Source organism: Pseudomonas medicaginis (genome assembly GCF_965119365.1).
Classification (GTDB): Bacteria; Pseudomonadota; Gammaproteobacteria; order Pseudomonadales; family Pseudomonadaceae; genus Aquipseudomonas.
In genome coordinates this window covers 6,659,383-6,681,926 of sequence record NZ_OZ221631.1, presented here as the reverse complement: position 1 = coordinate 6,681,926, position 22,544 = coordinate 6,659,383, and the positions used below count along the sequence as shown (strand labels likewise).

The following is a 22,544-nucleotide window of genomic DNA, read 5'->3' as shown; positions in this document are numbered from 1 at the left end:
AATTGTCGTGGCTAAAGAAAAATTTGAACGGAACAAACCGCACGTCAACGTTGGCACCATCGGTCACGTTGACCACGGTAAAACCACGCTGACCGCTGCTCTGACCCGCGTCTGCTCCGAAGTTTTCGGTTCGGCCAAGGTTGACTTCGACAAGATCGACAGCGCCCCGGAAGAGAAAGCTCGCGGTATCACCATCAACACCGCTCACGTTGAATACGATTCGGCCGTGCGTCACTACGCACACGTTGACTGCCCAGGTCACGCCGACTACGTAAAAAACATGATCACCGGTGCTGCCCAGATGGACGGCGCGATCCTGGTTTGCTCGGCCGCTGATGGTCCGATGCCACAAACCCGTGAGCACATCCTGCTGTCCCGTCAGGTAGGCGTTCCGTACATCGTTGTCTTCCTGAACAAGGCTGACATGGTTGACGACGCTGAGCTGCTGGAACTGGTTGAGATGGAAGTGCGCGACCTGCTGAGCACTTACGACTTCCCAGGTGATGACACTCCAATCATCATCGGTTCGGCTCTGATGGCCCTGAACGGCCAAGACGACAACGAAATGGGCACCACTGCTGTCAAGAAGCTGGTGGAAACTCTGGACAGCTACATCCCAGAGCCAGAGCGTGCTATCGACAAGCCGTTCCTGATGCCAATCGAAGACGTATTCTCGATCTCCGGTCGCGGTACTGTTGTGACTGGTCGTGTTGAGCGTGGCATCGTCCGTATCCAGGAAGAAGTTGAGATCGTCGGTCTGCGCGACACTCAGAAAACTACCTGCACTGGCGTTGAGATGTTCCGCAAGCTGCTCGACGAAGGTCGTGCTGGCGAGAACTGTGGCGTTCTGCTGCGCGGCACCAAGCGTGACGACGTTGAGCGTGGCCAGGTTCTGGTCAAGCCAGGCACCGTCAAGCCGCACACCAAGTTCACCGCAGAAGTTTACGTTCTGAGCAAGGAAGAAGGCGGTCGTCATACTCCGTTCTTCAAAGGCTACCGTCCACAGTTCTACTTCCGTACAACTGACGTGACTGGTAACTGCGAGCTGCCAGAAGGCGTTGAAATGGTAATGCCAGGTGACAACATTCAGATGACTGTTACCCTGATCAAGACCATCGCGATGGAAGACGGTCTGCGTTTCGCTATCCGTGAAGGCGGTCGTACCGTCGGCGCTGGCGTCGTAGCCAAAGTCATCGAGTAAGTCTCTTTTAGAGTCAGCTTGATGAGTTGAAAAAGCCCCCGCCTAGCGGGGGCTTTTTTATTGAGTTGACACCTATCAGGGGCGTCTATAGAATTGCGCCTCCTTTTAACGGGCGTATTGCGCCCGGTGGGAATAGCAGCCGGAGTCTGAAATCCAATGCAAAATCAGCAAATCCGTATCAGGTTGAAGGCCTTTGACCATCGCCTGATCGACCAATCCACCCAGGAAATCGTGGAAACCGCGAAACGTACTGGTGCTCAAGTGCGTGGTCCAATTCCACTGCCTACCCGTAAAGAGCGGTTCACCGTTCTGGTCTCCCCGCACGTCAACAAAGACGCGCGTGACCAGTACGAGATCCGTACTCATAAGCGCGTTCTGGACATCGTCCAGCCAACGGATAAAACCGTTGATGCACTTATGAAGCTCGATCTTGCGGCCGGCGTGGAAGTGCAGATCAGCCTCGGCTAAGACTCGGTCTTAGTCGTGTAACGCTCTGAAATGGGCGGCCATAGCGGGTGAAAGCCCCGTACACTCATGAGGTTTACAACATGACTATTGGTGTAGTCGGTCGTAAATGCGGTATGACCCGTATTTTCACCGAAGAAGGTGTCTCCATTCCGGTCACGGTCATTGAGATCGAGCCGAATCGCGTCACCCAGTTCAAAACTGAAGAGACCGATGGCTATCGTGCAGTGCAAGTCACTGTCGGCGAGCGTCGTGCTTCGCGTGTAACAGCAGCTCAGGCTGGCCACTTCGCCAAGGCGAACGTTGCCGCTGGTCGTACCGTAATGGAATTCCGCCTTGAGGAAGGCGAGTACCAGGCCGGCGATCTGATCAACGCTGAAATCTTTGCCGCTGGTCAGCTGGTTGATGTAACCGGTCAGTCCAAGGGTAAAGGCTTCCAGGGTACGATCAAGCGTTGGAACTTCCGCGGGCAAGATAACACCCACGGTAACTCCGTATCCCACCGCGTTCCAGGCTCTATCGGCCAGTGCCAGACTCCTGGTCGTGTATTCAAGGGCAAGAAAATGTCCGGTCATATGGGCGCTGAGCGCGTGACCGTGCAGTCCCTCGAAGTAGTGCGCGTGGACGCTGAACGCAATCTGTTGTTGGTCAAGGGCGCTGTTCCTGGCGCTACTGGCGGCAACTTGGTTGTACGTCCAGCAGCCAAGGCTCGCGGTTAAGGGGAAGCTGACATGCAATTAAATGTAAATGACGCTCAAGCGATCGAAGTTTCCGAACTGACATTTGGCGGCGAATTCAACGAGACGCTCGTTCACCAAGCAGTCGTGGCCTACATGGCCGGCGGCCGTCAAGGTAGCAAGCAGCAAAAGACCCGTTCCGACGTTTCCGGTGGCGGCAAGCGCCCATGGCGTCAGAAAGGTACTGGCCGTGCTCGTGCCGGTACTATCCGTAGCCCAATCTGGCGTGGCGGCGGTACCACTTTCGCAGCTCGTCCTCAGGATCACTCCCAGAAGCTGAACAAGAAGATGTATCGCGCAGCAATGCGTTCCATCCTTGCTGAGCTGGTGCGTACTGATCGTCTGGTCGTGGTTCAGGACTTCGCTGTTGAAGCACCGAAAACCAAAGATCTGCTGAACAAGCTGAACGGCATGGGTCTGACTGACGTCCTGATCGTGTCTGACGCTGTTGATCAGAACCTGTACCTGGCTGCTCGCAACCTGCCACACGTCGACGTTCGTGACGTGCAGGGTTCCGATCCGGTCAGTCTGATCGCATACGACAAGGTGTTGATCACCGTGTCGGCCGTGAAGAAATTCGAGGAGCTGCTGGGATGAACCAGGAACGCGTATTTAAAGTTCTGCTTGGCCCGCACGTTTCCGAGAAGGCTACGGTTCTGGCAGACAAGAAAGGCCAGTTCGTTTTCAAGGTTGCTACCGACGCAACCAAGCTGGAAATCAAGAAGGCCGTCGAAAGCCTGTTCAGCGTGAAAGTGGAGCGCGTGACTACCCTGAACGTTCTGGGTAAAAGCAAGCGCACTGCTCGCGGTCTGGGCAAGCGTAATGACTGGAAGAAGGCAGTTATCTCCCTTCAGCCAGGCCAAGATCTCGATTTCAGCAGCAGTGCTGAGTAAGGAAGGGGTGCATCATGGCAATCGTTAAATGCAAACCGACTTCCCCTGGCCGCCGTTTTGTGGTCAAGGTGGTCAACCAGGAGCTGCATAAAGGCGCTCCTCACGCACCGCTGCTCGAGAAAAAATCGAAGTCTGGTGGTCGTAACAACAATGGCCGTATTACCACTCGTCACATCGGTGGTGGTCATAAGCAGCATTATCGTCTGGTCGACTTCCGTCGCAACGACAAGGATGGCATCGCTGCCACCGTCGAGCGTATCGAATACGATCCAAACCGTACTGCTCACATCGCTCTGCTGCTGTACGCAGATGGCGAGCGTCGCTACATCATCGCCCCAAAAGGCGTGAGTGCTGGCGACCAGCTGATCGCAGGTGCCCTGGCGCCGATCAAGCCGGGCAACGCTCTGCAACTGCGTAACATTCCAGTTGGTAGCACCGTACACGGCATCGAATTGAAGCCAGGTAAAGGCGCGCAGATCGCTCGTTCCGCTGGTGCTTCGGCTCAGCTGATCGCTCGTGAAGGTGTCTACGTGACCCTGCGTCTGCGTTCTGGTGAGATGCGTAAAGTGCTGGCTGAATGCCGTGCGACCCTGGGCGAAGTCTCGAACTCCGAGCACAGCCTGCGTTCGTTGGGTAAAGCTGGTGCCAAGCGCTGGCGTGGCGTTCGCCCAACCGTTCGTGGTGTTGCCATGAACCCGGTTGACCACCCACATGGTGGTGGTGAAGGTCGTACCTCTGGTGGTCGTCATCCGGTATCGCCATGGGGCTTCCCGACTAAGGGCGCGAAGACTCGTGGTAATAAGCGTACCGACAAAATGATCGTCCGTCGTCGCAAGTAAATAGAGGGATACGACAGTGCCACGTTCTCTGAAAAAAGGTCCTTTTATTGATCTTCACCTACTGAAGAAGATCGAAGTGGCGGCGGAAAAGAACGATCGCAAACCAGTTAAGACCTGGTCGCGTCGTTCGATGATCCTGCCACAAATGGTCGGTCTGACCATCGCAGTACACAACGGTCGCCAGCACGTCCCAGTTCTCGTGAACGAAGACATGGTCGGCCACAAACTGGGCGAGTTCGCCGGTACCCGCACATACCGTGGGCACGTGGCTGACAAGAAAGCCAAGCGTTAAGGGGTAAGGAAATGGAAGTAGCCGCTAAGTTGTCGGGCGCTCGAATCTCCGCCCAGAAAGCCCGCTTGGTCGCCGACCAGATCCGCGGGAAGAAGGTGGGCGAAGCGCTCAACCTGTTGGCTTTCAGCAGTAAGAAAGCCGCCGAGATCATGAAGAAAGTGCTGGAGTCGGCCGTAGCCAACGCCGAGCATAACGAAGGCGCAGACGTTGATGACCTGAAGGTCAGCACTGTTTTCGTCAACGAAGGGCGTTCGCTGAAGCGCATCATGCCACGTGCCAAAGGCCGTGCTGATCGCATCGTCAAGCGGTCTTGCCATATCACTGTCAAGGTTGCTGACAAGTAACGGAGTCGAAGAGATGGGTCAGAAAGTACATCCCATTGGCATTCGCCTGGGAATCGTCAAGGAGCACACCTCCGTCTGGTACGCAGACGGTCGGACTTATGCGGACTACTTGTTCGCTGATCTGAAGGTGCGTGAGTATCTCCAAGACAAACTAAAAAGCGCGTCCGTAAGCCGTATCGATATCCATCGTCCGGCTCAGACTGCACGTATCACCATCCACACCGCTCGTCCAGGTATCGTTATCGGGAAGAAGGGTGAAGATGTTGAGAAACTGCGTCAGGACCTGACCAAGCAAATGGGTGTGCCTGTGCACATCAATATCGAAGAGATCCGCAAGCCGGAACTCGACGGTATGCTGGTTGCGCAGAGCGTAGCTCAGCAGCTGGAGCGTCGCGTAATGTTCCGTCGCGCTATGAAGCGCGCTGTACAGAACGCCATGCGCATTGGTGCCAAAGGCATCAAAATCCAAGTGAGCGGTCGTCTCGGCGGTGCTGAAATCGCACGTACTGAATGGTATCGCGAAGGTCGTGTGCCACTGCACACCCTGCGTGCCGACATCGACTATGCCAACTACGAAGCTCACACCACCTACGGTGTGATCGGTGTAAAGGTTTGGATCTTCAAAGGCGAAGTAATTGGTGGTCGCCAAGAAGAACTGAAGCCACAAGCACCAGCGCCTCGTAAAAAAGCTGCTAAGTAAGGGGTACGCCAAATGTTGCAACCAAAGCGTACGAAGTTCCGCAAGCAAATGACCGGTCACAACCGTGGCCTGGCATTGCGCGGTAGCAAAGTCAGCTTCGGCGAGTTCGCGCTGAAGTCTGTTGCTCGTGGTCGTCTCACCGCTCGTCAGATCGAGTCAGCGCGTCGTGCTCTGACCCGTCACGTAAAACGTGGCGGCAAGATCTGGATCCGTGTATTCCCGGACAAGCCTGTCACCAAGAAGCCACTCGAAGTTCGGATGGGTAAAGGTAAGGGTAACGTGGAGTACTGGGTTGCCCAGATTCAGCCAGGCAAAGTCCTGTATGAAATCGAGGGTGTTTCTGAAGAGCTGGCGCGTGAGGCTTTCGCCCTGGCTGCTGCAAAGCTGCCGCTCGCCACCTCCTTTGTTAAGCGGACGGTGATGTGATGAAAGCGAATGAACTTCGTGAAAAATCAGCACAGCAGCTGAACGAGCAACTGCTCGGCCTGCTGCGCGACCAGTTCAATCTGCGTATGCAGAAAGCAACTGGCCAGTTGGGGCAGTCTCATCTGCTCTCGCAAGTTAAGCGTGACATCGCTCGCGTGAAAACTGTGCTCAACCAGCAGGCAGGTAAGTAATCATGGCTGAAGCCGAAAAAACTGTCCGTACGCTGACTGGCCGTGTTGTCAGCGACAAGATGGACAAAACCATCACCGTTCTGATCGAGCGTCGCGTTAAGCACCCGATCTACGGTAAATACGTTAAGCGTTCGACTAAGCTGCACGCGCACGACGAAACCAATCAGTGCCACATCGGCGACAAAGTCACTATTCGTGAAACTCGTCCGATGGCCAAGACCAAGTCTTGGGCACTGGTTGATGTTCTCGAACGCGCTGTGGAAGTCTAAGGGCTAGGGGTCGGAGAAATTATATGATTCAGACTCAATCCATGCTCGATGTGGCCGATAACAGCGGCGCTCGCCGTGTTATGTGCATCAAGGTGCTGGGTGGCTCCCATCGTCGTTACGCTGGTATCGGTGACATCATCAAAGTGACCGTCAAGGAAGCAATTCCTCGCGGCAAGGTGAAGAAAGGCCAAGTGATGACTGCTGTCGTAGTCCGCACTCGCCATGGCGTCCGTCGCGCTGACGGCTCCATCATCCGCTTTGATGGCAACGCTGCTGTTCTGTTGAACAACAAGCAAGAGCCGATCGGCACCCGTATCTTTGGGCCAGTGACCCGTGAACTTCGTACTGAGAAGTTCATGAAGATCGTCTCGCTCGCCCCAGAAGTGCTGTAAGGAGATCCGACATGCAAAAGATTCGTCGTGACGACGAGATCATCGTGATCGCCGGCAAAGACAAAGGTAAGCGCGGTAAGGTGCTGAAGGTTCTTGCTGATAACCGTCTGGTTGTTGGTGGTCTGAACCTGGTCAAGCGCCATACCAAGCCTAACCCGATGTCGGGCGTACAGGGCGGTATCGTCGAGAAAGAAGCGCCATTGCACGCTTCCAACGTCGCCATCTTCAACGGCGAAACCAACAAGGCTGACCGCGTTGGTTTCAAAGTAGAAGACGGTAAGAAAATTCGTGTCTTCAAGTCGACCCAAAAAGCGGTTGATGCTTGAACACTGCTAGGTAGAAGACCATGGCACGACTAAAAGAGATTTACCGGAAGGAAATCGCACCGAAACTTAAGGAAGAACTTAAGCTTTCGAACGTGATGGAAGTTCCGCGCGTTACCAAAATCACCCTGAACATGGGTCTGGGCGAAGCGATCGGCGACAAAAAAGTCATCGAGCACGCTGTTGCTGACCTGGAAAAGATCACCGGTCAGAAAGTTGTCGTGACTTACGCTCGGAAATCCATCGCTGGCTTTAAAGTCCGTGAAGGTTGGCCGATTGGCGTCAAGGTGACCCTGCGCCGTGAGCGTATGTACGAGTTCCTGGATCGTCTGCTGTCGATCTCCCTGCCTCGGGTTCGCGACTTCCGCGGCCTGAATGCTAAGTCCTTCGATGGTCGTGGCAACTACAGCATGGGCGTTAAAGAGCAGATCATTTTCCCGGAAATCGATTACGACAAGATCGACGCTCTCCGCGGTCTGGACATTACCCTGACCACCACTGCTCGGACGGATGACGAAGGTCGCGCACTGCTGCGCGCTTTCAAATTCCCGTTCCGCAACTGATTGGAGTAGGAAAATGGCCAAGAAGAGCATGAAGAACCGTGAGTTGAAGCGTCAGCTCACCGTTGCCAAGTACGCCACCAAGCGTGCAGCGCTGAAAGCGATCATCGTTGATCTGAACGCAAGTCCAGAAGCGCGTTGGGAAGCTACCGTAGCCCTGCAGAAGCAGCCACGTGACGCAAGCGCCTCGCGCATGCGTAACCGCTGCCGCCTGACTGGTCGTCCGCACGGCGTGTACCGCAAGTTCGGCCTTGGCCGTAACATGCTGCGTCAAGCTGCAATGCGTGGTGACGTTCCAGGTCTGGTTAAAGCCAGCTGGTAAGCACTGTCAATGTCGCGGCGGTCGGGCTCGCAAGATCCTGACCGTCGGTGACCTTGAACTTGAATCAAGCCCCTTTTGGGGCTTGATTCATTTGTGGGGTGTGTCTAGAATACCCGGCTCGCCTGAGCCCGTGTTTTTATTGCACGGATGCGCTCGGCGACACGTACTAGCCGAAAGGCTAATTTTTTGTGTATTAGGAGCGTCTAGCCCATGAGTATGCAGGACCCGTTAGCGGACATGCTAACTCGTATCCGTAATGCCCAGATGGCTGAAAAGTCCGTCGTAAGCATGCCATCTTCTACTTTGAAGGTAGCTGTTGCCAAAGTCCTGAAGGACGAAGGTTACATTGCGGGTTATCAGATCAGCAGCGAAATCAAGCCACTGCTGTCCATCGAGCTGAAGTACTTCGAAGGCCGTCCGGTCATCGAGGAAGTGAAGCGCGTTAGCCGTCCTGGCCTGCGTCAGTACAAGTCCGTCGAGGATCTGCCAAAAGTTCGTGGCGGCCTGGGCGTGTCTATCGTCTCCACCAACAAAGGTGTGATGACGGATCGTGCTGCGCGCGCTGCCGGTGTCGGCGGCGAAGTTCTTTGCACTGTGTTCTAAGGGGGGATAAGCATGTCACGCGTCGCTAAGAACCCCGTTAAGCTGCCAGCCGGTGTCGAAGTCAAATTCGCAGGTCAACAGCTTTCGGTGAAGGGTGCCAAGGGCACTCTGCAACTGAACATCCATTCGTCCGTTGAGATCGTTGAAGAAGCTGGTGAGCTGCGTTTCGCTGCTCGCAATGGCGATCAACAGACTCGCGCAATGGCTGGTACCACTCGTGCGTTGGTAAACAACATGGTCCAAGGCGTAAGCCAAGGCTTCGAGCGCAAGCTCCAGCTGGTCGGTGTTGGTTACAAAGCGCAAGCAAAAGGCACAGTGCTGAACCTGGCTCTTGGCTTCTCGCACCCAGTGGATTATGAACTGCCGGAAGGCATCACCGCTGAGACTCCTAGCCAGACCGATATCCTGATCCGGGGCATCGACAAGCAGCTGGTAGGTCAAGTGGCCGCCGAGATCCGCGACTTCCGTCCACCAGAGCCGTACAAAGGCAAAGGTGTGCGCTACGCGGACGAAGTCGTCCGTCGTAAAGAAGCCAAGAAGAAGTAGGGCATAGCAAATGACCGACAAAAAAGTTACTCGACTGCGTCGCGCTCGCAAAGCACGCCTGAAAATGCACGAACTCGAAGTCGTGCGTCTCTGCGTGTTCCGCTCGTCGCAGCACATCTACGCCCAGGTCATTTCGGCCGACGGCAACAAAGTCCTGGCAAGTGCCTCGACTTTGGATAAAGAACTGCGTGATGGCGCCACTGGCAACATCGACGCGGCCACTAAGGTTGGCCAGCTGGTCGCTACGCGTGCTAAAGCCGCTGGCGTCTCGCAGGTGGCTTTCGACCGCTCTGGCTTCAAGTACCACGGCCGCGTCAAGGCGCTGGCTGATGCTGCTCGTGAAGCTGGGCTGGAGTTCTAAGTTATGTCAAATAACGACCAAAAGCGCGACGAAGGCTACATCGAGAAGCTGGTTCAAGTTAACCGCGTAGCCAAAACCGTTAAAGGCGGCCGTATCTTCACTTTCACTGCGTTGACCGTAGTGGGTGATGGTAAAGGCCGTGTTGGCTTCGGCCGTGGCAAGTCGCGTGAAGTGCCTGCTGCGATCCAGAAGGCAATGGAAGCTGCTCGCCGCAACATGATCCAGGTTGATCTGAACGGCACCACTCTGCAGTACGCAATGAAGTCCGCCCATGGCGCTTCGAAGGTGTACATGCAGCCTGCTTCTGAAGGTACCGGTATCATCGCTGGCGGCGCTATGCGTGCTGTCCTCGAAGTTGCTGGCGTTCAGAACGTTCTGGCCAAGTGCTACGGCTCGACTAACCCAGTAAACGTGGTTCACGCCACTTTCAAGGGTTTGAAAGCAATGCAGTCTCCTGAATCCATTGCCGCCAAGCGTGGCAAAAGCGTCAAGGAGATCTTCTGATCATGGCTACCGTAAAAGTTACGCTGATCAAAAGCATGACCGGCCGCATCCCTAACCACAAACTGTGCGTTAAGGGTCTGGGTCTGCGTCGCATCGGTCACACTGTAGAAGTCCTGGATACTCCCGAGAATCGCGGGATGATCAACAAGGCTTACTACATGCTGCGTGTCGAGGGTTAATCGATGAAACTCAATGATCTGAGTCCAGCGCCGGGTTCCCGTCGCGAAAAGCATCGTCCGGGCCGTGGTATCGGTAGTGGTTTGGGCAAGACCGGTGGCCGTGGCCACAAAGGTCAGACCTCCCGCTCCGGTGGCACCATTGCTCCAGGCTTTGAAGGCGGTCAACAGCCGCTGCATCGTCGCCTGCCGAAGTTCGGTTTCGTTTCCCTGAAAGCCATGGACCGCGCTGAAGTGCGTCTGTCCGAGCTGGCCAAAGTGGACGGCGACATCGTCACCGTGCAGTCCCTGAAGGATGCCAACGTGATCAACCAGAACGTTCAGCGTGTGAAAATCATGCTGTCGGGCGAAGTTGCTCGTGCTGTCACCATCGGAAAGGGAATCGGCGCCACCAAAGGTGCGCGTGCGGCTATCGAAGCAGCTGGCGGCAAGTTCGAGGAATAAATGGCTAAGCAAGGTGCTCTCTCTGCGCTCGGCAAAGGCGGTATGTCTGAACTCTGGGCTCGTCTGCGTTTTCTGTTCCTGGCGATTATCGTCTACCGAATAGGCGCACACATCCCGGTTCCAGGTATCAACCCGGACCGACTCGCGGACCTGTTTCGACAGAATGAGGGGACCATTCTTAGCTTGTTCAACATGTTTTCCGGCGGCGCGCTGGAGCGGATGAGCATCTTTGCATTGGGGATCATGCCGTACATCTCGGCATCGATCATCATGCAACTGATGTCTGCCGTCAGCCCGCAGCTGGAGCAGTTGAAGAAGGAAGGTGAAGCTGGCCGTCGCAAGATCAGCCAGTACACCCGCTACCTCACTGTCGTCCTCGCTCTCGTTCAGGCTGTTGGCATGTCCATCGGCCTGGCGGGGCAGGGCGTAGCGTTCACTGGTGACTTTGGCTTCCATTTCGTCGCGGTAACCACTTTTGTGGCGGGTGCGATGTTCATGATGTGGCTGGGTGAGCAGATTACTGAGCGTGGTGTTGGCAACGGTATCTCGATGTTGATCTTCGCAGGTATCGTCGCCGGTCTTCCGAGAGCGATCGGGCAGTCTTTCGAGTCTGCGCGTCAGGGTGATATCAACATCTTTGCCCTGGTTGCCATCGGTTTGCTGGCAGTAGCGATTATCGGTTTCGTGGTGTTCATTGAGCGTGGCCAGCGTCGTATTGCTGTTCACTACGCCAAGCGTCAGCAGGGCCGCAAGGTGTTTGCTGCGCAGACCAGCCACTTGCCGTTGAAGGTGAACATGGCCGGTGTTATCCCGGCTATTTTCGCGAGCAGCATCTTGCTGTTCCCGGCTTCGTTGGGTGCCTGGTTCGGCCAGTCTGAAGGTATGGGCTGGTTGCAGGACATCTCGCAGTCGATCGCTCCTGGTCAGCCGTTGAATATTCTGCTGTTTAGTGCAGGGATTATTTTCTTCTGCTTCTTCTATACGGCGTTGATGTTCAATCCGAAAGACGTAGCGGAAAACCTGAAGAAGTCCGGTGCCTTTATTCCGGGCATCCGTCCAGGTGAGCAGTCGGCGCGCTACATTGATGGCGTTCTGACTCGTTTGACCTTGTTCGGTGCTCTTTACATGACGGCCGTCTGCTTGCTTCCCCAGTTCCTGGTGGTTGCGGCAAACGTACCGTTCTACCTTGGCGGGACCTCGTTGCTGATCGTGGTCGTGGTTGTGATGGACTTCATGTCCCAAGTACAATCGCACCTCGTTTCGCACCAGTACGAATCCCTGATGAAGAAAGCCAACCTGAAGGGCTACGGCAGCGGCATGTTGCGCTGAGTAGCGTCCATAAGGTTCGAGGAGTTGGTGATGAAAGTTCGTGCATCGGTGAAAAAGCTGTGCCGTAACTGCAAGATTATTCGCCGCGAAGGTGTTGTTCGGGTAATTTGCAGCGCGGAACCGCGTCACAAACAGCGCCAAGGCTGAGTGTGATTGTGCTTTAAGCCCGGCAGCTAGTGCGCTGCCGGGTTGATTATTTGTTATTACAGCGATATTATCTCGCGCCCTATTTCTTGGCTTCCGGGGCGTAGGTAGCTGTCAATTGGAGTCCCACTGAATGGCCCGTATTGCAGGCGTCAACATTCCAGATAACAAGCATACTGTTATCTCGCTGACCTACATCTATGGTGTTGGTCGCACTACTGCACAGAAAATTTGTGCAGTGGCTGGGGTCAACCCAGCGGCAAAGATCAAAGATCTGAGCGACGAGCAAATTGAACAGCTGCGTGGCGAAGTGGCGAAGTTCACCACTGAAGGTGACCTGCGTCGCGAAATCAACATGAAAATCAAGCGCTTGATGGACCTCGGTTGCTATCGCGGTCTGCGTCATCGTCGTGGTCTGCCAGTACGCGGTCAGCGTACCAAGACCAACGCGCGTACCCGTAAAGGTCCGCGTAAGCCGATCCGCAAGTAATCGCCCCAGCGAATCGACAGGAATTTAATCATGGCAAAACCTGCTGCTCGTCCTCGTAAAAAAGTTAAAAAGACAGTGGTTGATGGCATCGCCCACATCCATGCTTCTTTTAACAACACCATCGTGACCATTACCGACCGTCAAGGTAACGCTCTTTCTTGGGCTACCTCCGGTGGTTCGGGTTTCCGCGGTTCCCGCAAGTCCACCCCGTTCGCGGCTCAAGTAGCTGCTGAGCGTGCTGGTCAAGCTGCGCTGGAATACGGCCTGAAAAACCTCGACGTCAACGTCAAGGGTCCAGGTCCAGGTCGTGAATCTGCAGTCCGTGCTTTGAACGGCTGTGGCTACAAGATCGCCAGCATCACCGACGTGACGCCAATCCCGCACAACGGGTGCCGTCCGCCGAAGAAGCGCCGCGTGTAATCCAGGAGATTGTAAAGAATGGCTCGTTACATTGGTCCAAAATGCAAACTCGCTCGTCGCGAAGGCACCGATCTTTTTCTGAAGAGCGGCGTGCGCGCGATCGAATCGAAGTGCAACATTGAAGCAGCACCTGGTATCCACGGCCAACGCCGCGGTCGCCAGTCCGACTACGGCACCCAACTGCGTGAAAAGCAGAAGGTCCGTCGTATCTACGGCGTTCTCGAGCGTCAATTCAGCGGCTACTACAAAGAAGCAGCTGGCAAGAAAGGCGCAACCGGCGAAAACCTGTTGCAACTGCTCGAATGCCGTCTGGACAACGTTGTATACCGTATGGGTTTCGGTTCTACTCGTGCCGAATCCCGTCAGCTGGTATCGCACAAGTCGATCAGCGTTAACGGTCAGACCGTAAACGTTCCGTCCTACCAGGTTCGTGCTGGTGACGTGGTTGCTGTTCGCGAGAAAGCAAAGAACCAACTTCGCATTGTCCAAGCTCTCGATCTGTGTGCCCAACGTGGCCGCGTAGAATGGGTAGAAGTAGACACTGAGAAGAAGTCGGGCGTTTTCAAGAACGTTCCTGCTCGCAGTGATCTGTCCGCCGACATCAACGAAAGCCTGATTGTCGAGCTCTACTCCAAGTAAGGGCTAGAAAATAGGTGCATCCATGCAGATTTCGGTAAATGAGTTCCTGACACCCCGCCATATTGATGTGCAGGTTGTCAGTCCAACCCGCGCCAAGATCACACTCGAGCCTCTCGAGCGTGGTTTCGGCCACACCCTGGGCAACGCGCTGCGCCGCATCCTGTTGTCCTCAATGCCCGGCTGTGCAGTAGTCGAGGCCGAGATTGACGGTGTGCTCCACGAGTACAGCGCCATCGAAGGTGTACAGGAAGATGTAATTGAAATCCTGTTGAACCTTAAAGGTCTGGCTATCAAGCTGCACGGTCGTGACGAAGTTACGCTGACCTTGTCGAAGAAGGGTTCGGGGGTGGTTACCGCTGCCGATATTCAGCTGGATCATGATGTCGAGATCGTTAACCCCGATCACGTAATCGCTAACCTGGCGTCTAACGGCGCCCTGAACATGAAGCTCACCGTAGCTCGTGGTCGTGGTTATGAACCGGCAGACTCGCGTCAGAGCGATGAAGACGAAAGCCGCAGCATCGGTCGCTTGCAGCTTGACTCTTCGTTCAGCCCGGTTCGCCGTATCGCATACGTGGTGGAAAACGCCCGTGTCGAACAGCGTACCAACCTGGACAAGCTGGTTATTGATCTGGAAACCAACGGTACCCTGGATCCTGAAGAGGCTATCCGCCGTGCTGCAACCATCCTGCAACAGCAGTTGGCTGCGTTCGTGGACCTCAAGGGTGACAGTGAGCCAGTGGTTGTCGAGCAGGAAGACGAGATCGATCCGATCCTGCTTCGCCCGGTTGACGATCTGGAACTGACTGTACGTTCGGCTAACTGCCTTAAGGCGGAAAACATCTACTACATCGGCGACCTGATTCAGCGTACCGAAGTAGAGCTGTTGAAGACTCCGAACCTGGGCAAGAAATCCTTGACTGAAATCAAGGACGTTCTGGCCTCCCGCGGTCTGTCCCTCGGCATGCGCCTCGACAACTGGCCGCCTGCAAGTCTTAAGAAGGACGACAAGGCGACTGCCTGATCGTCGTAATCACCGAACGTTGTGTTTGGTAAGGAATGAACCATGCGTCATCGTAAAAGTGGTCGTCACCTGAGCCGCACCAGCTCGCACCGCAAGGCCATGTTCCAAAACATGGCGGTGTCGCTGTTCGAGCACGAGCTGATCAAAACTACACTGCCGAAAGCCAAAGAACTGCGTCGCGTTGCTGAGCCGCTGATCACTCTGGCCAAGACAGATAGCCTGGCTAACCGCCGTCTGGCTTTCGACCGTACTCGTTCGAAAGCTATCGTTGGTAAGCTCTTCAACGACCTGGGCAAGCGTTACGCTACCCGTGAGGGTGGCTACCTGCGCATCCTCAAGTGCGGTTTCCGCGCTGGCGACAACGCGCCTATGGCGTACGTCGAGTTGGTTGATCGTGCTACCAGCGGTGAAGCTGTATCCGCTGAGTAAGTCGGCAACATACAAAAAACCGGGCCTTGTGCCCGGTTTTTTGTGCCTGATGGAAAAGTGCCAGGGCTGTTTCGCCTGGCCTGGCTATCGGCAAATCTTCAATATTAGATAAAGACTATCGACGCCCATGATTTAATGAATTTGGATACTGTCATTAACATGATCAATACTCCTTTCCAGCCGATTAGCCGGCAGTTCGAAGACCGACCCAGGAAGATTGAGCATGAGCCAGACCAAAACGCTTACGACCGCCAGCGGCGCTCCAGTCGCCGATAACCAGAACTCTCGCTCCGCCGGCCCGCGAGGCCCCCTGCTGCTCGACGATTTTCACCTGATCGAAAAGCTCGCTCACTTCAACCGCGAGAACATTCCCGAGCGTCGCGTGCACGCCAAAGGGTCGGGCGCTTACGGCACCTTTACCGTCACCCAAGACATTACCCGATACACCAGCGCCAAGTTGTTCGAGTCGATCGGCAAGCAAACCCCCACCTTCCTGCGGTTTTCCACCGTGGGGGGCGAGCGTGGTTCGGCCGACACTGAACGCGATCCGCGCGGTTTTGCCTTGAAGTTCTACACCGAAGAAGGTAACTGGGACATCGTCGGCAACAACACGCCAGTATTCTTCATTCGTGATCCGTTGAAGTTTCCAGATTTCATCCACACCCAGAAACGTCTGCCGCAAAGCAACCTGAAAAGTGCCCAAGCGATGTGGGATTTCTGGTCGCATTCGCCTGAGGCGCTGCATCAGGTCACCATCCTGTTTTCCGACCGCGGTATCCCGGACGGCTACCGCCACATGCACGGCTTCGGCAGCCACACCTACAGCCTGATCAACGCACAGGGGGAGCGGCACTGGGTGAAGTGGCACTACAAGACCATGCAAGGCATCAAGAACCTCGCGCCAGCGGAAGCGGCACGCCTGGCAGGTACCGACCCGGATTACGCTCAGCGTGACTTGTTCGAGGCCATCGAGCGCGGTGACTTCCCGAAATGGCGCGTCTGTATCCAGATCATGAGCGAGGCCCAGGCGGCGGCTCATTATGAGAACCCGTTCGACGTGACCAAGACCTGGTCGCAGAAAGAGTTCCCGTTGATCGAAGTGGGCGTGCTCGAGCTCAACCGCAACCCGCTCAACTACTTCGCTGAAGTCGAGCAGGCGGCGTTTGGTCCGAGCAACATGGTGCCCGGGGTGGGGCTCTCGCCGGATCGCATGCTGCAGGGCCGTGTATTCGCCTACGCCGATGCGCACCGCTACCGTGTGGGCACCAATCACCAGCAATTGCCGGTGAATGCGCCACGCAGTCCGGTCAACACCTACCAGCGTGACGGCGCCATGGCGTTTGGCAACAATGGTGGGGCGGCACCGAACTACGAGCCTAATAGCTATGTGGAGGCGCCGAAGCAGGCCCCTCGTTATGCGGAGCCGGCACTGGCCCTCAGCGGCGCGGCGGATCGATACGATCATCGCGAGGATACCGATTACTACAGCCACGCCGGTGCGTTGTTCCGCTTGATGAACGATGAGCAGAAAGCGCTGTTGATCCGCAACATCGCGGGTGCCATGGGCGGGGTGTCGGCAGATGTGGTCGATCGCCAGTTGCAGCACTTCTACAAGGCGGATACCGCCTACGGGGAAGGCATCGCAAAAGCCTTGGGTGTAGCGCTTAACTAAGTCTAAACGAGAAGCAGAACCGCCCTCATTAGGGCGGTTTTTGCGTTATTTAGCCTGGTTTTCTCGGATTTTCTTCGCTTTTGTTGCATCAGGGCAGTGACCTTGCGGTCAGCTTGGTTCAAACTACAACCTTTAGAAGCTTGTGGAGATGTAGGGCGATGCAAGGTCACCCAGACGTAATCGATTACCTCAACACGTTGCTGACCGGCGAGCTGGCAGCCCGTGATCAATATTTCATCCATTCGCGGATGTACGAGGATTGGGGTTTTACCGAGCTCTACGAACGTATCAACCACGAGATGGAAGAAGAGACCCAGCACGCCGATGCGCTGATGCGGCGGATCCTGATGCTCGAAGGGACGCCACGCATGCGTGCCGATGACCTGGACGTCGGGACGACGGTACCCGACATGCTCGCCGCCGACCTGCGCCTGGAATACAAAGTCCGCGCCGCGCTGTGCAAAGGCATCGAACTCTGCGAGCAGCACAACGACTACGTGACCCGGGAGATTCTGCGGATCCAGCTCAACGACACCGAAGAAGATCACACCTACTGGCTGGAGAAGCAGTTGGGGCTGATCAAGCTGGTCGGGTTGGAGAACTACCTGCAATCGCAGTTCTGATGTATTTATTGTGGGAGCGAGCTTGCTCGCGATAGCGGTATATCAGTCACGTTTGTGCTGGCTGATCCACCGCTATCGCGAGCAAGCTCGCTCCCACAGGGAAACAACAAAAAGCCCCTGTCACTGATGAAATGACAGGGGCTTTTTCGTGTTCGGGTGAAATCAGTCCCGATCACGTTCCAGCAAGGGCTTTAGGTAGTAGCCGGTGTGGGATTGCTTCATCTCGGCCACTTGTTCAGGGGTACCCACGGCGATGATCTGACCGCCCTTGGAACCGCCTTCCGGCCCCAGGTCCACCAGCCAGTCAGCGGTCTTGATCACGTCCAGGTTGTGTTCGATCACCACCACGGTGTTGCCATGGTCGCGAAGGCGGTGCAGCACGTCGAGCAATTGCTGGATATCGGCGAAGTGCAGGCCGGTGGTCGGCTCGTCGAGGATATACAGGGTCTTGCCGGTGTCGCGCTTGGACAGTTCGCGGGACAGCTTGACCCGCTGGGCCTCACCACCGGACAGCGTCGTTGCCGACTGCCCCAGCTTGATGTACGACAGGCCGACATCCATCAGCGTCTGTAGCTTGCGCGCCAGGGCCGGCACCGCGTCGAAGAACGCCCGGGCCTCTTCGATGGTCATCTCGAGGGTTTCGTGGATGTTCTTGCCCTTGTATTTGATTTCCAGGGTTTCGCGGTTGTAGCGCTTGCTCTTGCACACATCGCACGGCACGTAGATGTCGGGCAGGAAGTGCATTTCCACCTTGATCAGGCCGTCGCCCTGGCAGGCCTCGCAGCGCCCGCCCTTGACGTTGAACGAGAAACGCCCTGGGCCATAACCCCGTGAGCGGGACTCCGGCACGCCGGCGAACAGCTCGCGGATCGGTGTGAACAACCCGGTATAGGTCGCCGGGTTGGAGCGCGGTGTGCGGCCAATCGGGCTCTGGTCGATGTCGACCACCTTGTCCAGGTGCTCCAGGCCCTTGATGCTGTCGTGGGCGGCCGCTTCCAGGGTGGTCGCGCCGTTCAGGGCCGTGGCGCTGAGGGGAAACAGGGTGTTGTTGATCAGCGTCGACTTGCCGGAGCCGGACACGCCGGTGACGCAGGTCAGCAGGCCAATGGGGATTTCCAGGTCGACGTTGCGCAGGTTATTGCCGCGAGCCCCCTTGAGGGTCAGCGCCAGCTTCTTGTTGCGCGGCGTGCGCTTGGCCGGGACCTTGATCTTGACCCGGCCCGACAGGTATTTGCCCGTCAGCGAGTCAGGGTGCGCCATGACTTCGGCGGCCGTGCCCTGGGCGACGATGTGCCCGCCATGCACACCCGCGCCCGGGCCGATGTCCACCACGTAGTCGGCCAGGCGGATGGCGTCTTCGTCGTGCTCGACCACGATCACCGTGTTGCCGATGTCCCGCAGGTGCTTCAGGGTCCCGAGCAGCCGGTCGTTATCGCGCTGGTGCAGGCCGATGGACGGCTCGTCGAGGATGTACATCACCCCCACCAGGCCGGCGCCGATCTGGCTGGCGAGGCGGATACGCTGGGCTTCGCCACCGGACAAGGTGTCTGCGCTGCGATCGAGGGTCAGGTAGTCCAGGCCGACGTTCACCAGGAACTGCAGGCGTTCGCGGATTTCCTTGAGGATCTTGTCGGCGATTTCGCCGCGACGACCGGTGAGCTTCAAGCCGCCGAAGTAGTCGGTCGCGTCGCCAATCGGCAGGCTGGTCACCGCCGGCAACGTCTTCTCGCCGACCCAGACATGCCGCGCCTCGCGGCGCAAGCGAGTACCGCGGCAATCGGGGCAAGGCTGGGTGCTGAGGAACTTGGCCAGCTCTTCACGCACGCTGGCCGATTCGGTCTCGCGGTAGCGTCGCTCCAGGTTCGGCACGATGCCTTCGAACGGGTGGGAGCGCTTGACGATATCGCCGCGGTCGTTGAGGTATTTGAAGTCGACATTCTGCGAGCCACTGCCGTGCAGGATGAACTTCTGCTGGTCGGCGGGCAATTCGCTGAACGGCTTGTCCAGGCTGAACTTGTAATGGGCTGCCAGCGAACCGAGCATCTGGAAGTAATAGACGTTGCGCCTGTCCCAGCCGCGAATCGCCCCTTCGGCCAGGGTCAGCTCGCCATTGACCAGTCGCTTGGTGTCGAAGAACTGCTTGACCCCCAGGCCGTCGCACGTCGGGCAGGCGCCCGCCGGGTTGTTGAAGGAGAACAGCTTGGGTTCCAGCTCGCTGATGGCATGGCCGCAGATCGGGCAGGCGAAGCGCGCGGAGAAAATGATTTCCTCGCCAGGCTCGTCGTCCATCGGTGCGACCAGGGCGATGCCGTCGGCCAGCTTCAGCGCGGTCTCGAAGGACTCGGCCAGGCGCTGTTGCAAGTCGGGGCGGACCTTGAAGCGGTCGACCACCACGTCGATCGAATGCTTCTTCTGTTTATCCAGCTTCGGCAGTTCGTCCAGCTCGCACAGCTTGCCATTGACCCGGGCCCGGACGAAGCCCTGGGCGCGCAGTTCTTCGAAGACCATCAGGTGTTCGCCCTTGCGCTCGCGAATCACCGGCGCCAGCAGCATCAGCTTGCTGCCTTCCGGCTGGGCCAGCACGAGGTCGACCATCTGGCTGACGGTCTGGGCTTCCAGGGGAATGTCGTGGTCGGGGCAGCGGGGAATACCCACCCGCGCGTAAAGCAGGCGCAGGTAGTCGTAGATCTCGGTGATGGTGCCGACCGTCGACCGGGGGTTATGGGAGGTGGACTTCTGTTCGATGGAAATCGCCGGCGACAAGCCTTCGATGGTGTCGACGTCGGGTTTTTCCATCATCGACAAAAACTGCCGGGCGTAGGCCGACAGCGATTCGACATAGCGTCGCTGGCCTTCGGCGTACAACGTGTCGAAGGCCAGGGATGATTTACCGGATCCGGACAGGCCGGTGATGACGATCAGCTTGTCCCGTGGCAGGGTCAGGTCGATGTTCTTCAGGTTGTGGGTACGGGCCCCACGAATCAGGATCTTGTCCAAAGTGGCCTCGCTCGGCGGGCGTCGAAAACGTAGGAGTATACGGGCAAATACTGGATGGATGCACACTATTGGAGACGCGATTGCAGCCATACATGAAGACTGCGCGGCAAACGGTCGCCATATACCCTCTCAATCGATGGGACTGGTAGAATCGCCGCCGGTTCACATGAGGTTTTTCCATGCAAGATCCCCACAGCGAACGCATGAGTCGTGGCGAGACACGCGCAGCAAGCGGTCTGGCCCTGGTGTTCGCCTTTCGTATGCTGGGCATGTTCATGGTGTTGCCGGTGCTGGCGACCTATGGCATGGACCTGGCGGGCGCGACCCCGGCCCTCATCGGCTTGGCGATTGGTGCCTATGGCCTGACCCAGGCGATCTTCCAGATCCCGTTCGGGATCATTTCCGACCGCATCGGCCGACGTCCGGTCATCTACCTGGGGCTGATCGTCTTCGCCCTCGGCAGCGTGCTGGCTGCCAATGCCGACTCGATCTGGGGCGTGATCGCCGGACGCATCCTACAGGGCGCCGGGGCTATTTCCGCGGCCGTCATGGCGCTGCTGTCAGATTTGACCCGCGAACAGCATCGGACCAAGGCCATGGCCATGATCGGCATGACCATCGGTCTGTCGTTCGCCGTGGCCATGGTGGTCGGTCCCTTGCTGACCCGTGCCTTTGGCTTGTCGGGCCTGTTCCTGGCGACCGGTGCCATGGCCCTGGTGGGGATCCTGATCGTGGCGTTCATGGTGCCGCGGGCCACCGGGCCGTTGCAGCACCGGGAGTCCGGGGTGGCGCGCCAGGCATTGATCCCGACGCTCAAGCACCCGGACCTGTTGCGCCTGGACCTGGGTATTTTCGTGCTCCATGCCATGCTGATGTCCAGTTTCGTAGCCTTGCCGCTGGCGCTGGTCGAGAAGGCCGGCCTGCCCAAGGAAGAGCACTGGTGGGTCTACCTGACCGCGCTGCTGATTTCGTTCTTCGCCATGATTCCCTTCATTATCTATGGCGAAAAACGACGCAAAATGAAACGAGTTTTGCTCGGCGCCGTCGTGACGCTGATGCTCACTGAGCTATTCTTCTGGCAGTTCGGCGATAGCTTGCGGGCCCTGGTGATCGGTACGGTGGTGTTCTTCACCGCGTTCAATCTGCTGGAAGCCTCGCTGCCGTCGCTGATCAGCAAGGTCTCCCCGGCGGGCGGCAAGGGCACGGCGATGGGGGTCTATTCCACCAGCCAGTTCCTGGGTTCGGCGTTGGGCGGTATCCTCGGAGGCTGGCTGTTCCAGCATGGCGGTTTGTCGGTTGTGTTCCTGGGATGTGCCGCGCTGGCTGCACTTTGGTTAGTCTTTGCTGTTACCATGCGCGAACCTCCCTATGTGACGAGCCTGCGCTTGCCCTTATCGCCCGAGGCGATTCGTGAGGCTGGCCTGACCGAGCGTCTGAAGGCCGTCGTTGGAGTAACCGATGCAGTGGTGGTCGCCGACGAGGCGGCCGTGTATATCAAACTGGACACCGAATTATTGGATCGCGCGACGCTCGAGCGCCTGGTGAACAACCCGGCCCCGACCACGTGCGAAGCCTAGGAGAACGTTATGGCCCGTGGGGTTAACAAAGTCATATTGGTCGGTACTTGCGGCCAGGATCCCGAAGTTCGCTACCTGCCGAACGGTAACGCCGTGACCAACCTGAGTCTGGCGACCAGCGAACAGTGGACCGACAAGCAGACCGGCCAGAAGGTCGAGAAGACCGAATGGCACCGCGTGTCGATGTTTGGCAAGGTGGCCGAGATCGCCGGCGAATACCTGCGCAAGGGTTCGCAGGTGTACATCGAAGGCAAGCTGCAGACCCGCGAGTGGGAAAAAGACGGTATCAAGCGCTACACCACCGAAATCGTGGTCGACATGCAAGGCACCATGCAGTTGCTGGGTGGCCGTCCGCAGGGCGACCAGCAACAAGGTGGCAACAACTACCAGCAGTCGGCTCCGCGTCAGCAGGCCCCGCGTCCGCAGTCGGCGCCACAGCCACAACGTGAACGCCCGGCCCCACAACAGGCCGCGCCGCAACCGGCTCCGGATTTCGACAGCTTCGATGACGATATTCCTTTTTAGCGGTTACCGGAGACTTTTTTGTAAAGTTTCTCGCTGAAACCCCCGCCTTGCGGGGGTTTCGTCGTTTTGAGCCTGTAAAAAAATAGT

General features: G+C 57.1%; 34 protein-coding genes. 33 read left to right on the top strand and 1 reads right to left on the bottom strand.

Translation table 11 applies throughout. The features are described from left to right. Positions 1-7: 7 nt before the first annotated feature. From tuf to bfr, 31 genes are all read left to right on the top strand, one after another. Positions 8-1,201, top strand: coding sequence for an elongation factor Tu (tuf, locus tag ACMTA2_RS29535; protein ID WP_003186103.1), 1,194 nt, complete (start codon positions 8-10; stop codon positions 1,199-1,201). Between the two features lie 156 nt (positions 1,202-1,357). Continuing rightward, positions 1,358-1,669 carry a 30S ribosomal protein S10 gene (gene rpsJ / locus ACMTA2_RS29530; RefSeq protein WP_003186070.1) on the top strand — a complete coding sequence of 104 codons (312 nt, stop codon included), beginning with the start codon at positions 1,358-1,360 and terminating at the stop codon, positions 1,667-1,669. Between the two features lie 80 nt (positions 1,670-1,749). Continuing rightward, the gene (gene rplC / locus ACMTA2_RS29525) at positions 1,750-2,385 is read left to right on the top strand and encodes a 50S ribosomal protein L3 (RefSeq protein WP_003186059.1); all 636 of its coding nucleotides are present in this window, start codon (positions 1,750-1,752) and stop codon (positions 2,383-2,385) included. 12 nt (positions 2,386-2,397) lie between these two features. Beyond that, positions 2,398-3,000, top strand: coding sequence for a 50S ribosomal protein L4 (gene rplD, locus ACMTA2_RS29520; protein ID WP_003186057.1), 603 nt, complete (start codon positions 2,398-2,400; stop codon positions 2,998-3,000). Next, positions 2,997-3,296, top strand: a complete 300-nt coding sequence (gene rplW / locus ACMTA2_RS29515; protein ID WP_002555488.1) for a 50S ribosomal protein L23 — start codon at positions 2,997-2,999, stop codon at positions 3,294-3,296. The genes rplD and rplW overlap by 4 nt, the downstream gene beginning before the upstream one ends. Positions 3,297-3,310: 14 nt before the next feature. Continuing rightward, positions 3,311-4,135, top strand: a complete 825-nt coding sequence (gene rplB, locus ACMTA2_RS29510) for a 50S ribosomal protein L2 (protein ID WP_003186055.1) — start codon at positions 3,311-3,313, stop codon at positions 4,133-4,135. 16 nt (positions 4,136-4,151) lie between these two features. Then, a complete protein-coding gene (rpsS, locus tag ACMTA2_RS29505; protein WP_002555486.1) occupies positions 4,152-4,427 on the top strand; it encodes a 30S ribosomal protein S19 in 276 nt (91 codons plus the stop codon). Positions 4,428-4,438: 11 nt separating this feature from the next. Next, positions 4,439-4,771, top strand: coding sequence for a 50S ribosomal protein L22 (gene rplV / locus ACMTA2_RS29500; RefSeq protein ID WP_003103908.1), 333 nt, complete (start codon positions 4,439-4,441; stop codon positions 4,769-4,771). A 13-nt stretch (positions 4,772-4,784) separates the two neighbouring features. Next, a complete protein-coding gene (gene rpsC, locus ACMTA2_RS29495; RefSeq protein ID WP_003176422.1) occupies positions 4,785-5,471 on the top strand; it encodes a 30S ribosomal protein S3 in 687 nt (228 codons plus the stop codon). Positions 5,472-5,483: 12 nt separating this feature from the next. Continuing rightward, positions 5,484-5,897 carry a 50S ribosomal protein L16 gene (gene rplP / locus ACMTA2_RS29490; RefSeq protein ID WP_003186052.1) on the top strand — a complete coding sequence of 138 codons (414 nt, stop codon included), beginning with the start codon at positions 5,484-5,486 and terminating at the stop codon, positions 5,895-5,897. Further along, positions 5,897-6,088, top strand: a complete 192-nt coding sequence (gene rpmC / locus ACMTA2_RS29485) for a 50S ribosomal protein L29 (RefSeq protein WP_002555481.1) — start codon at positions 5,897-5,899, stop codon at positions 6,086-6,088. The genes rplP and rpmC overlap by 1 nt, the downstream gene beginning before the upstream one ends. 2 nt (positions 6,089-6,090) lie before the next feature. After that, positions 6,091-6,357, top strand: coding sequence for a 30S ribosomal protein S17 (gene rpsQ / locus ACMTA2_RS29480; RefSeq protein WP_003194644.1), 267 nt, complete (start codon positions 6,091-6,093; stop codon positions 6,355-6,357). A gap of 23 nt (positions 6,358-6,380) precedes the next feature. Next, positions 6,381-6,749, top strand: a complete 369-nt coding sequence (gene rplN / locus ACMTA2_RS29475; protein WP_002555479.1) for a 50S ribosomal protein L14 — start codon at positions 6,381-6,383, stop codon at positions 6,747-6,749. Between the two features lie 11 nt (positions 6,750-6,760). After that, complete coding sequence (rplX, locus tag ACMTA2_RS29470; protein WP_003186046.1) at positions 6,761-7,075, top strand: 50S ribosomal protein L24; 315 nt, start codon at positions 6,761-6,763, stop codon at positions 7,073-7,075. Positions 7,076-7,095: 20 nt separating this feature from the next. Beyond that, positions 7,096-7,635 carry a 50S ribosomal protein L5 gene (gene rplE / locus ACMTA2_RS29465; protein WP_003186044.1) on the top strand — a complete coding sequence of 180 codons (540 nt, stop codon included), beginning with the start codon at positions 7,096-7,098 and terminating at the stop codon, positions 7,633-7,635. A 13-nt stretch (positions 7,636-7,648) separates the two neighbouring features. Then, positions 7,649-7,954: a 30S ribosomal protein S14 gene (rpsN, locus tag ACMTA2_RS29460; RefSeq protein WP_003186042.1), complete on the top strand. Its 306-nt coding sequence runs from the start codon at positions 7,649-7,651 to the stop codon at positions 7,952-7,954. Between the two features lie 210 nt (positions 7,955-8,164). After that, entirely contained in the window at positions 8,165-8,557 is a 393-nt protein-coding gene (rpsH, locus tag ACMTA2_RS29455; RefSeq protein WP_017848802.1) for a 30S ribosomal protein S8, read from the top strand. 12 nt (positions 8,558-8,569) lie between these two features. After that, positions 8,570-9,103: a 50S ribosomal protein L6 gene (gene rplF, locus ACMTA2_RS29450; RefSeq protein WP_053125864.1), complete on the top strand. Its 534-nt coding sequence runs from the start codon at positions 8,570-8,572 to the stop codon at positions 9,101-9,103. 10 nt (positions 9,104-9,113) lie between these two features. Further along, positions 9,114-9,464, top strand: coding sequence for a 50S ribosomal protein L18 (gene rplR, locus ACMTA2_RS29445; protein WP_003186037.1), 351 nt, complete (start codon positions 9,114-9,116; stop codon positions 9,462-9,464). A 3-nt stretch (positions 9,465-9,467) separates the two neighbouring features. Continuing rightward, positions 9,468-9,968, top strand: a complete 501-nt coding sequence (gene rpsE, locus ACMTA2_RS29440) for a 30S ribosomal protein S5 (protein WP_003186035.1) — start codon at positions 9,468-9,470, stop codon at positions 9,966-9,968. Between the two features lie 2 nt (positions 9,969-9,970). Beyond that, the gene (gene rpmD / locus ACMTA2_RS29435) at positions 9,971-10,147 is read left to right on the top strand and encodes a 50S ribosomal protein L30 (protein WP_003186033.1); all 177 of its coding nucleotides are present in this window, start codon (positions 9,971-9,973) and stop codon (positions 10,145-10,147) included. Between the two features lie 3 nt (positions 10,148-10,150). After that, positions 10,151-10,588 (top strand): 50S ribosomal protein L15, encoded by a 438-nt coding sequence (gene rplO, locus ACMTA2_RS29430; RefSeq protein WP_003186032.1) that lies wholly within the window; start codon positions 10,151-10,153, stop codon positions 10,586-10,588. Then, positions 10,589-11,917, top strand: a complete 1,329-nt coding sequence (gene secY / locus ACMTA2_RS29425; RefSeq protein ID WP_018612224.1) for a preprotein translocase subunit SecY — start codon at positions 10,589-10,591, stop codon at positions 11,915-11,917. It begins immediately after the preceding gene. A 30-nt stretch (positions 11,918-11,947) separates the two neighbouring features. Continuing rightward, on the top strand, positions 11,948-12,064 hold the full coding sequence (gene rpmJ, locus ACMTA2_RS29420; RefSeq protein WP_002555468.1) for a 50S ribosomal protein L36: 117 nt from the start codon (positions 11,948-11,950) through the stop codon (positions 12,062-12,064). Between the two features lie 130 nt (positions 12,065-12,194). Next, entirely contained in the window at positions 12,195-12,551 is a 357-nt protein-coding gene (gene rpsM / locus ACMTA2_RS29415; protein ID WP_003194635.1) for a 30S ribosomal protein S13, read from the top strand. Between the two features lie 30 nt (positions 12,552-12,581). Continuing rightward, positions 12,582-12,971 (top strand): 30S ribosomal protein S11, encoded by a 390-nt coding sequence (gene rpsK / locus ACMTA2_RS29410; RefSeq protein WP_002555466.1) that lies wholly within the window; start codon positions 12,582-12,584, stop codon positions 12,969-12,971. 18 nt (positions 12,972-12,989) lie between these two features. Continuing rightward, positions 12,990-13,610, top strand: a complete 621-nt coding sequence (gene rpsD, locus ACMTA2_RS29405) for a 30S ribosomal protein S4 (protein WP_003176404.1) — start codon at positions 12,990-12,992, stop codon at positions 13,608-13,610. A gap of 22 nt (positions 13,611-13,632) precedes the next feature. Further along, entirely contained in the window at positions 13,633-14,634 is a 1,002-nt protein-coding gene (locus tag ACMTA2_RS29400) for a DNA-directed RNA polymerase subunit alpha (RefSeq protein ID WP_003186012.1), read from the top strand. A gap of 42 nt (positions 14,635-14,676) precedes the next feature. After that, on the top strand, positions 14,677-15,063 hold the full coding sequence (rplQ, locus tag ACMTA2_RS29395) for a 50S ribosomal protein L17 (protein WP_003186009.1): 387 nt from the start codon (positions 14,677-14,679) through the stop codon (positions 15,061-15,063). 223 nt (positions 15,064-15,286) lie between these two features. Next, complete coding sequence (locus ACMTA2_RS29390; RefSeq protein WP_413792892.1) at positions 15,287-16,735, top strand: catalase; 1,449 nt, start codon at positions 15,287-15,289, stop codon at positions 16,733-16,735. Positions 16,736-16,893: 158 nt separating this feature from the next. Beyond that, complete coding sequence (gene bfr / locus ACMTA2_RS29385) at positions 16,894-17,358, top strand: bacterioferritin (protein WP_058543338.1); 465 nt, start codon at positions 16,894-16,896, stop codon at positions 17,356-17,358. 162 nt (positions 17,359-17,520) lie between these two features. On the opposite strand, the gene uvrA is transcribed toward bfr, so the two are convergent. Then, positions 17,521-20,355 (bottom strand): excinuclease ABC subunit UvrA, encoded by a 2,835-nt coding sequence (gene uvrA / locus ACMTA2_RS29380; RefSeq protein WP_413792891.1) that lies wholly within the window; start codon positions 20,353-20,355, stop codon positions 17,521-17,523. A gap of 179 nt (positions 20,356-20,534) precedes the next feature. Here uvrA and ACMTA2_RS29375 point away from each other — a divergent pair, with 179 nt between their 5' ends. Beyond that, complete coding sequence (locus tag ACMTA2_RS29375) at positions 20,535-21,932, top strand: MFS transporter (RefSeq protein WP_413792890.1); 1,398 nt, start codon at positions 20,535-20,537, stop codon at positions 21,930-21,932. Positions 21,933-21,941: 9 nt separating this feature from the next. Beyond that, positions 21,942-22,457 carry a single-stranded DNA-binding protein gene (locus tag ACMTA2_RS29370; protein ID WP_024778338.1) on the top strand — a complete coding sequence of 172 codons (516 nt, stop codon included), beginning with the start codon at positions 21,942-21,944 and terminating at the stop codon, positions 22,455-22,457. Positions 22,458-22,544 lie beyond the last annotated feature (87 nt).

What these genes read in the sequence shown, in the direction of transcription:
- rpsJ (WP_003186070.1), top strand. Translation starts at nt 1,358, where the DNA reads ATGCAAAATCAGCAAATCCGTATCAGGTTGAAGGCCTTTGACCATCGC.
- rplC (WP_003186059.1), top strand. Translation starts at nt 1,750, where the DNA reads ATGACTATTGGTGTAGTCGGTCGTAAATGCGGTATGACCCGTATTTTC.
- rplD (WP_003186057.1), top strand. Translation starts at nt 2,398, where the DNA reads ATGCAATTAAATGTAAATGACGCTCAAGCGATCGAAGTTTCCGAACTG.
- rplW (WP_002555488.1), top strand. Translation starts at nt 2,997, where the DNA reads ATGAACCAGGAACGCGTATTTAAAGTTCTGCTTGGCCCGCACGTTTCC.
- rplB (WP_003186055.1), top strand. Translation starts at nt 3,311, where the DNA reads ATGGCAATCGTTAAATGCAAACCGACTTCCCCTGGCCGCCGTTTTGTG.
- rplV (WP_003103908.1), top strand. Translation starts at nt 4,439, where the DNA reads ATGGAAGTAGCCGCTAAGTTGTCGGGCGCTCGAATCTCCGCCCAGAAA.
- rpsC (WP_003176422.1), top strand. Translation starts at nt 4,785, where the DNA reads ATGGGTCAGAAAGTACATCCCATTGGCATTCGCCTGGGAATCGTCAAG.
- rplP (WP_003186052.1), top strand. Translation starts at nt 5,484, where the DNA reads ATGTTGCAACCAAAGCGTACGAAGTTCCGCAAGCAAATGACCGGTCAC.
- rpmC (WP_002555481.1), top strand. Translation starts at nt 5,897, where the DNA reads ATGAAAGCGAATGAACTTCGTGAAAAATCAGCACAGCAGCTGAACGAG.
- rpsQ (WP_003194644.1), top strand. Translation starts at nt 6,091, where the DNA reads ATGGCTGAAGCCGAAAAAACTGTCCGTACGCTGACTGGCCGTGTTGTC.
- rplN (WP_002555479.1), top strand. Translation starts at nt 6,381, where the DNA reads ATGATTCAGACTCAATCCATGCTCGATGTGGCCGATAACAGCGGCGCT.
- rplX (WP_003186046.1), top strand. Translation starts at nt 6,761, where the DNA reads ATGCAAAAGATTCGTCGTGACGACGAGATCATCGTGATCGCCGGCAAA.
- rplE (WP_003186044.1), top strand. Translation starts at nt 7,096, where the DNA reads ATGGCACGACTAAAAGAGATTTACCGGAAGGAAATCGCACCGAAACTT.
- rpsN (WP_003186042.1), top strand. Translation starts at nt 7,649, where the DNA reads ATGGCCAAGAAGAGCATGAAGAACCGTGAGTTGAAGCGTCAGCTCACC.
- rpsH (WP_017848802.1), top strand. Translation starts at nt 8,165, where the DNA reads ATGAGTATGCAGGACCCGTTAGCGGACATGCTAACTCGTATCCGTAAT.
- rplF (WP_053125864.1), top strand. Translation starts at nt 8,570, where the DNA reads ATGTCACGCGTCGCTAAGAACCCCGTTAAGCTGCCAGCCGGTGTCGAA.
- rplR (WP_003186037.1), top strand. Translation starts at nt 9,114, where the DNA reads ATGACCGACAAAAAAGTTACTCGACTGCGTCGCGCTCGCAAAGCACGC.
- rpsE (WP_003186035.1), top strand. Translation starts at nt 9,468, where the DNA reads ATGTCAAATAACGACCAAAAGCGCGACGAAGGCTACATCGAGAAGCTG.
- rpmD (WP_003186033.1), top strand. Translation starts at nt 9,971, where the DNA reads ATGGCTACCGTAAAAGTTACGCTGATCAAAAGCATGACCGGCCGCATC.
- rplO (WP_003186032.1), top strand. Translation starts at nt 10,151, where the DNA reads ATGAAACTCAATGATCTGAGTCCAGCGCCGGGTTCCCGTCGCGAAAAG.
- secY (WP_018612224.1), top strand. Translation starts at nt 10,589, where the DNA reads ATGGCTAAGCAAGGTGCTCTCTCTGCGCTCGGCAAAGGCGGTATGTCT.
- rpmJ (WP_002555468.1), top strand. Translation starts at nt 11,948, where the DNA reads ATGAAAGTTCGTGCATCGGTGAAAAAGCTGTGCCGTAACTGCAAGATT.
- rpsM (WP_003194635.1), top strand. Translation starts at nt 12,195, where the DNA reads ATGGCCCGTATTGCAGGCGTCAACATTCCAGATAACAAGCATACTGTT.
- rpsK (WP_002555466.1), top strand. Translation starts at nt 12,582, where the DNA reads ATGGCAAAACCTGCTGCTCGTCCTCGTAAAAAAGTTAAAAAGACAGTG.
- rpsD (WP_003176404.1), top strand. Translation starts at nt 12,990, where the DNA reads ATGGCTCGTTACATTGGTCCAAAATGCAAACTCGCTCGTCGCGAAGGC.
- ACMTA2_RS29400 (WP_003186012.1), top strand. Translation starts at nt 13,633, where the DNA reads ATGCAGATTTCGGTAAATGAGTTCCTGACACCCCGCCATATTGATGTG.
- rplQ (WP_003186009.1), top strand. Translation starts at nt 14,677, where the DNA reads ATGCGTCATCGTAAAAGTGGTCGTCACCTGAGCCGCACCAGCTCGCAC.
- ACMTA2_RS29390 (WP_413792892.1), top strand. Translation starts at nt 15,287, where the DNA reads ATGAGCCAGACCAAAACGCTTACGACCGCCAGCGGCGCTCCAGTCGCC.
- bfr (WP_058543338.1), top strand. Translation starts at nt 16,894, where the DNA reads ATGCAAGGTCACCCAGACGTAATCGATTACCTCAACACGTTGCTGACC.
- ACMTA2_RS29375 (WP_413792890.1), top strand. Translation starts at nt 20,535, where the DNA reads ATGCAAGATCCCCACAGCGAACGCATGAGTCGTGGCGAGACACGCGCA.
- ACMTA2_RS29370 (WP_024778338.1), top strand. Translation starts at nt 21,942, where the DNA reads ATGGCCCGTGGGGTTAACAAAGTCATATTGGTCGGTACTTGCGGCCAG.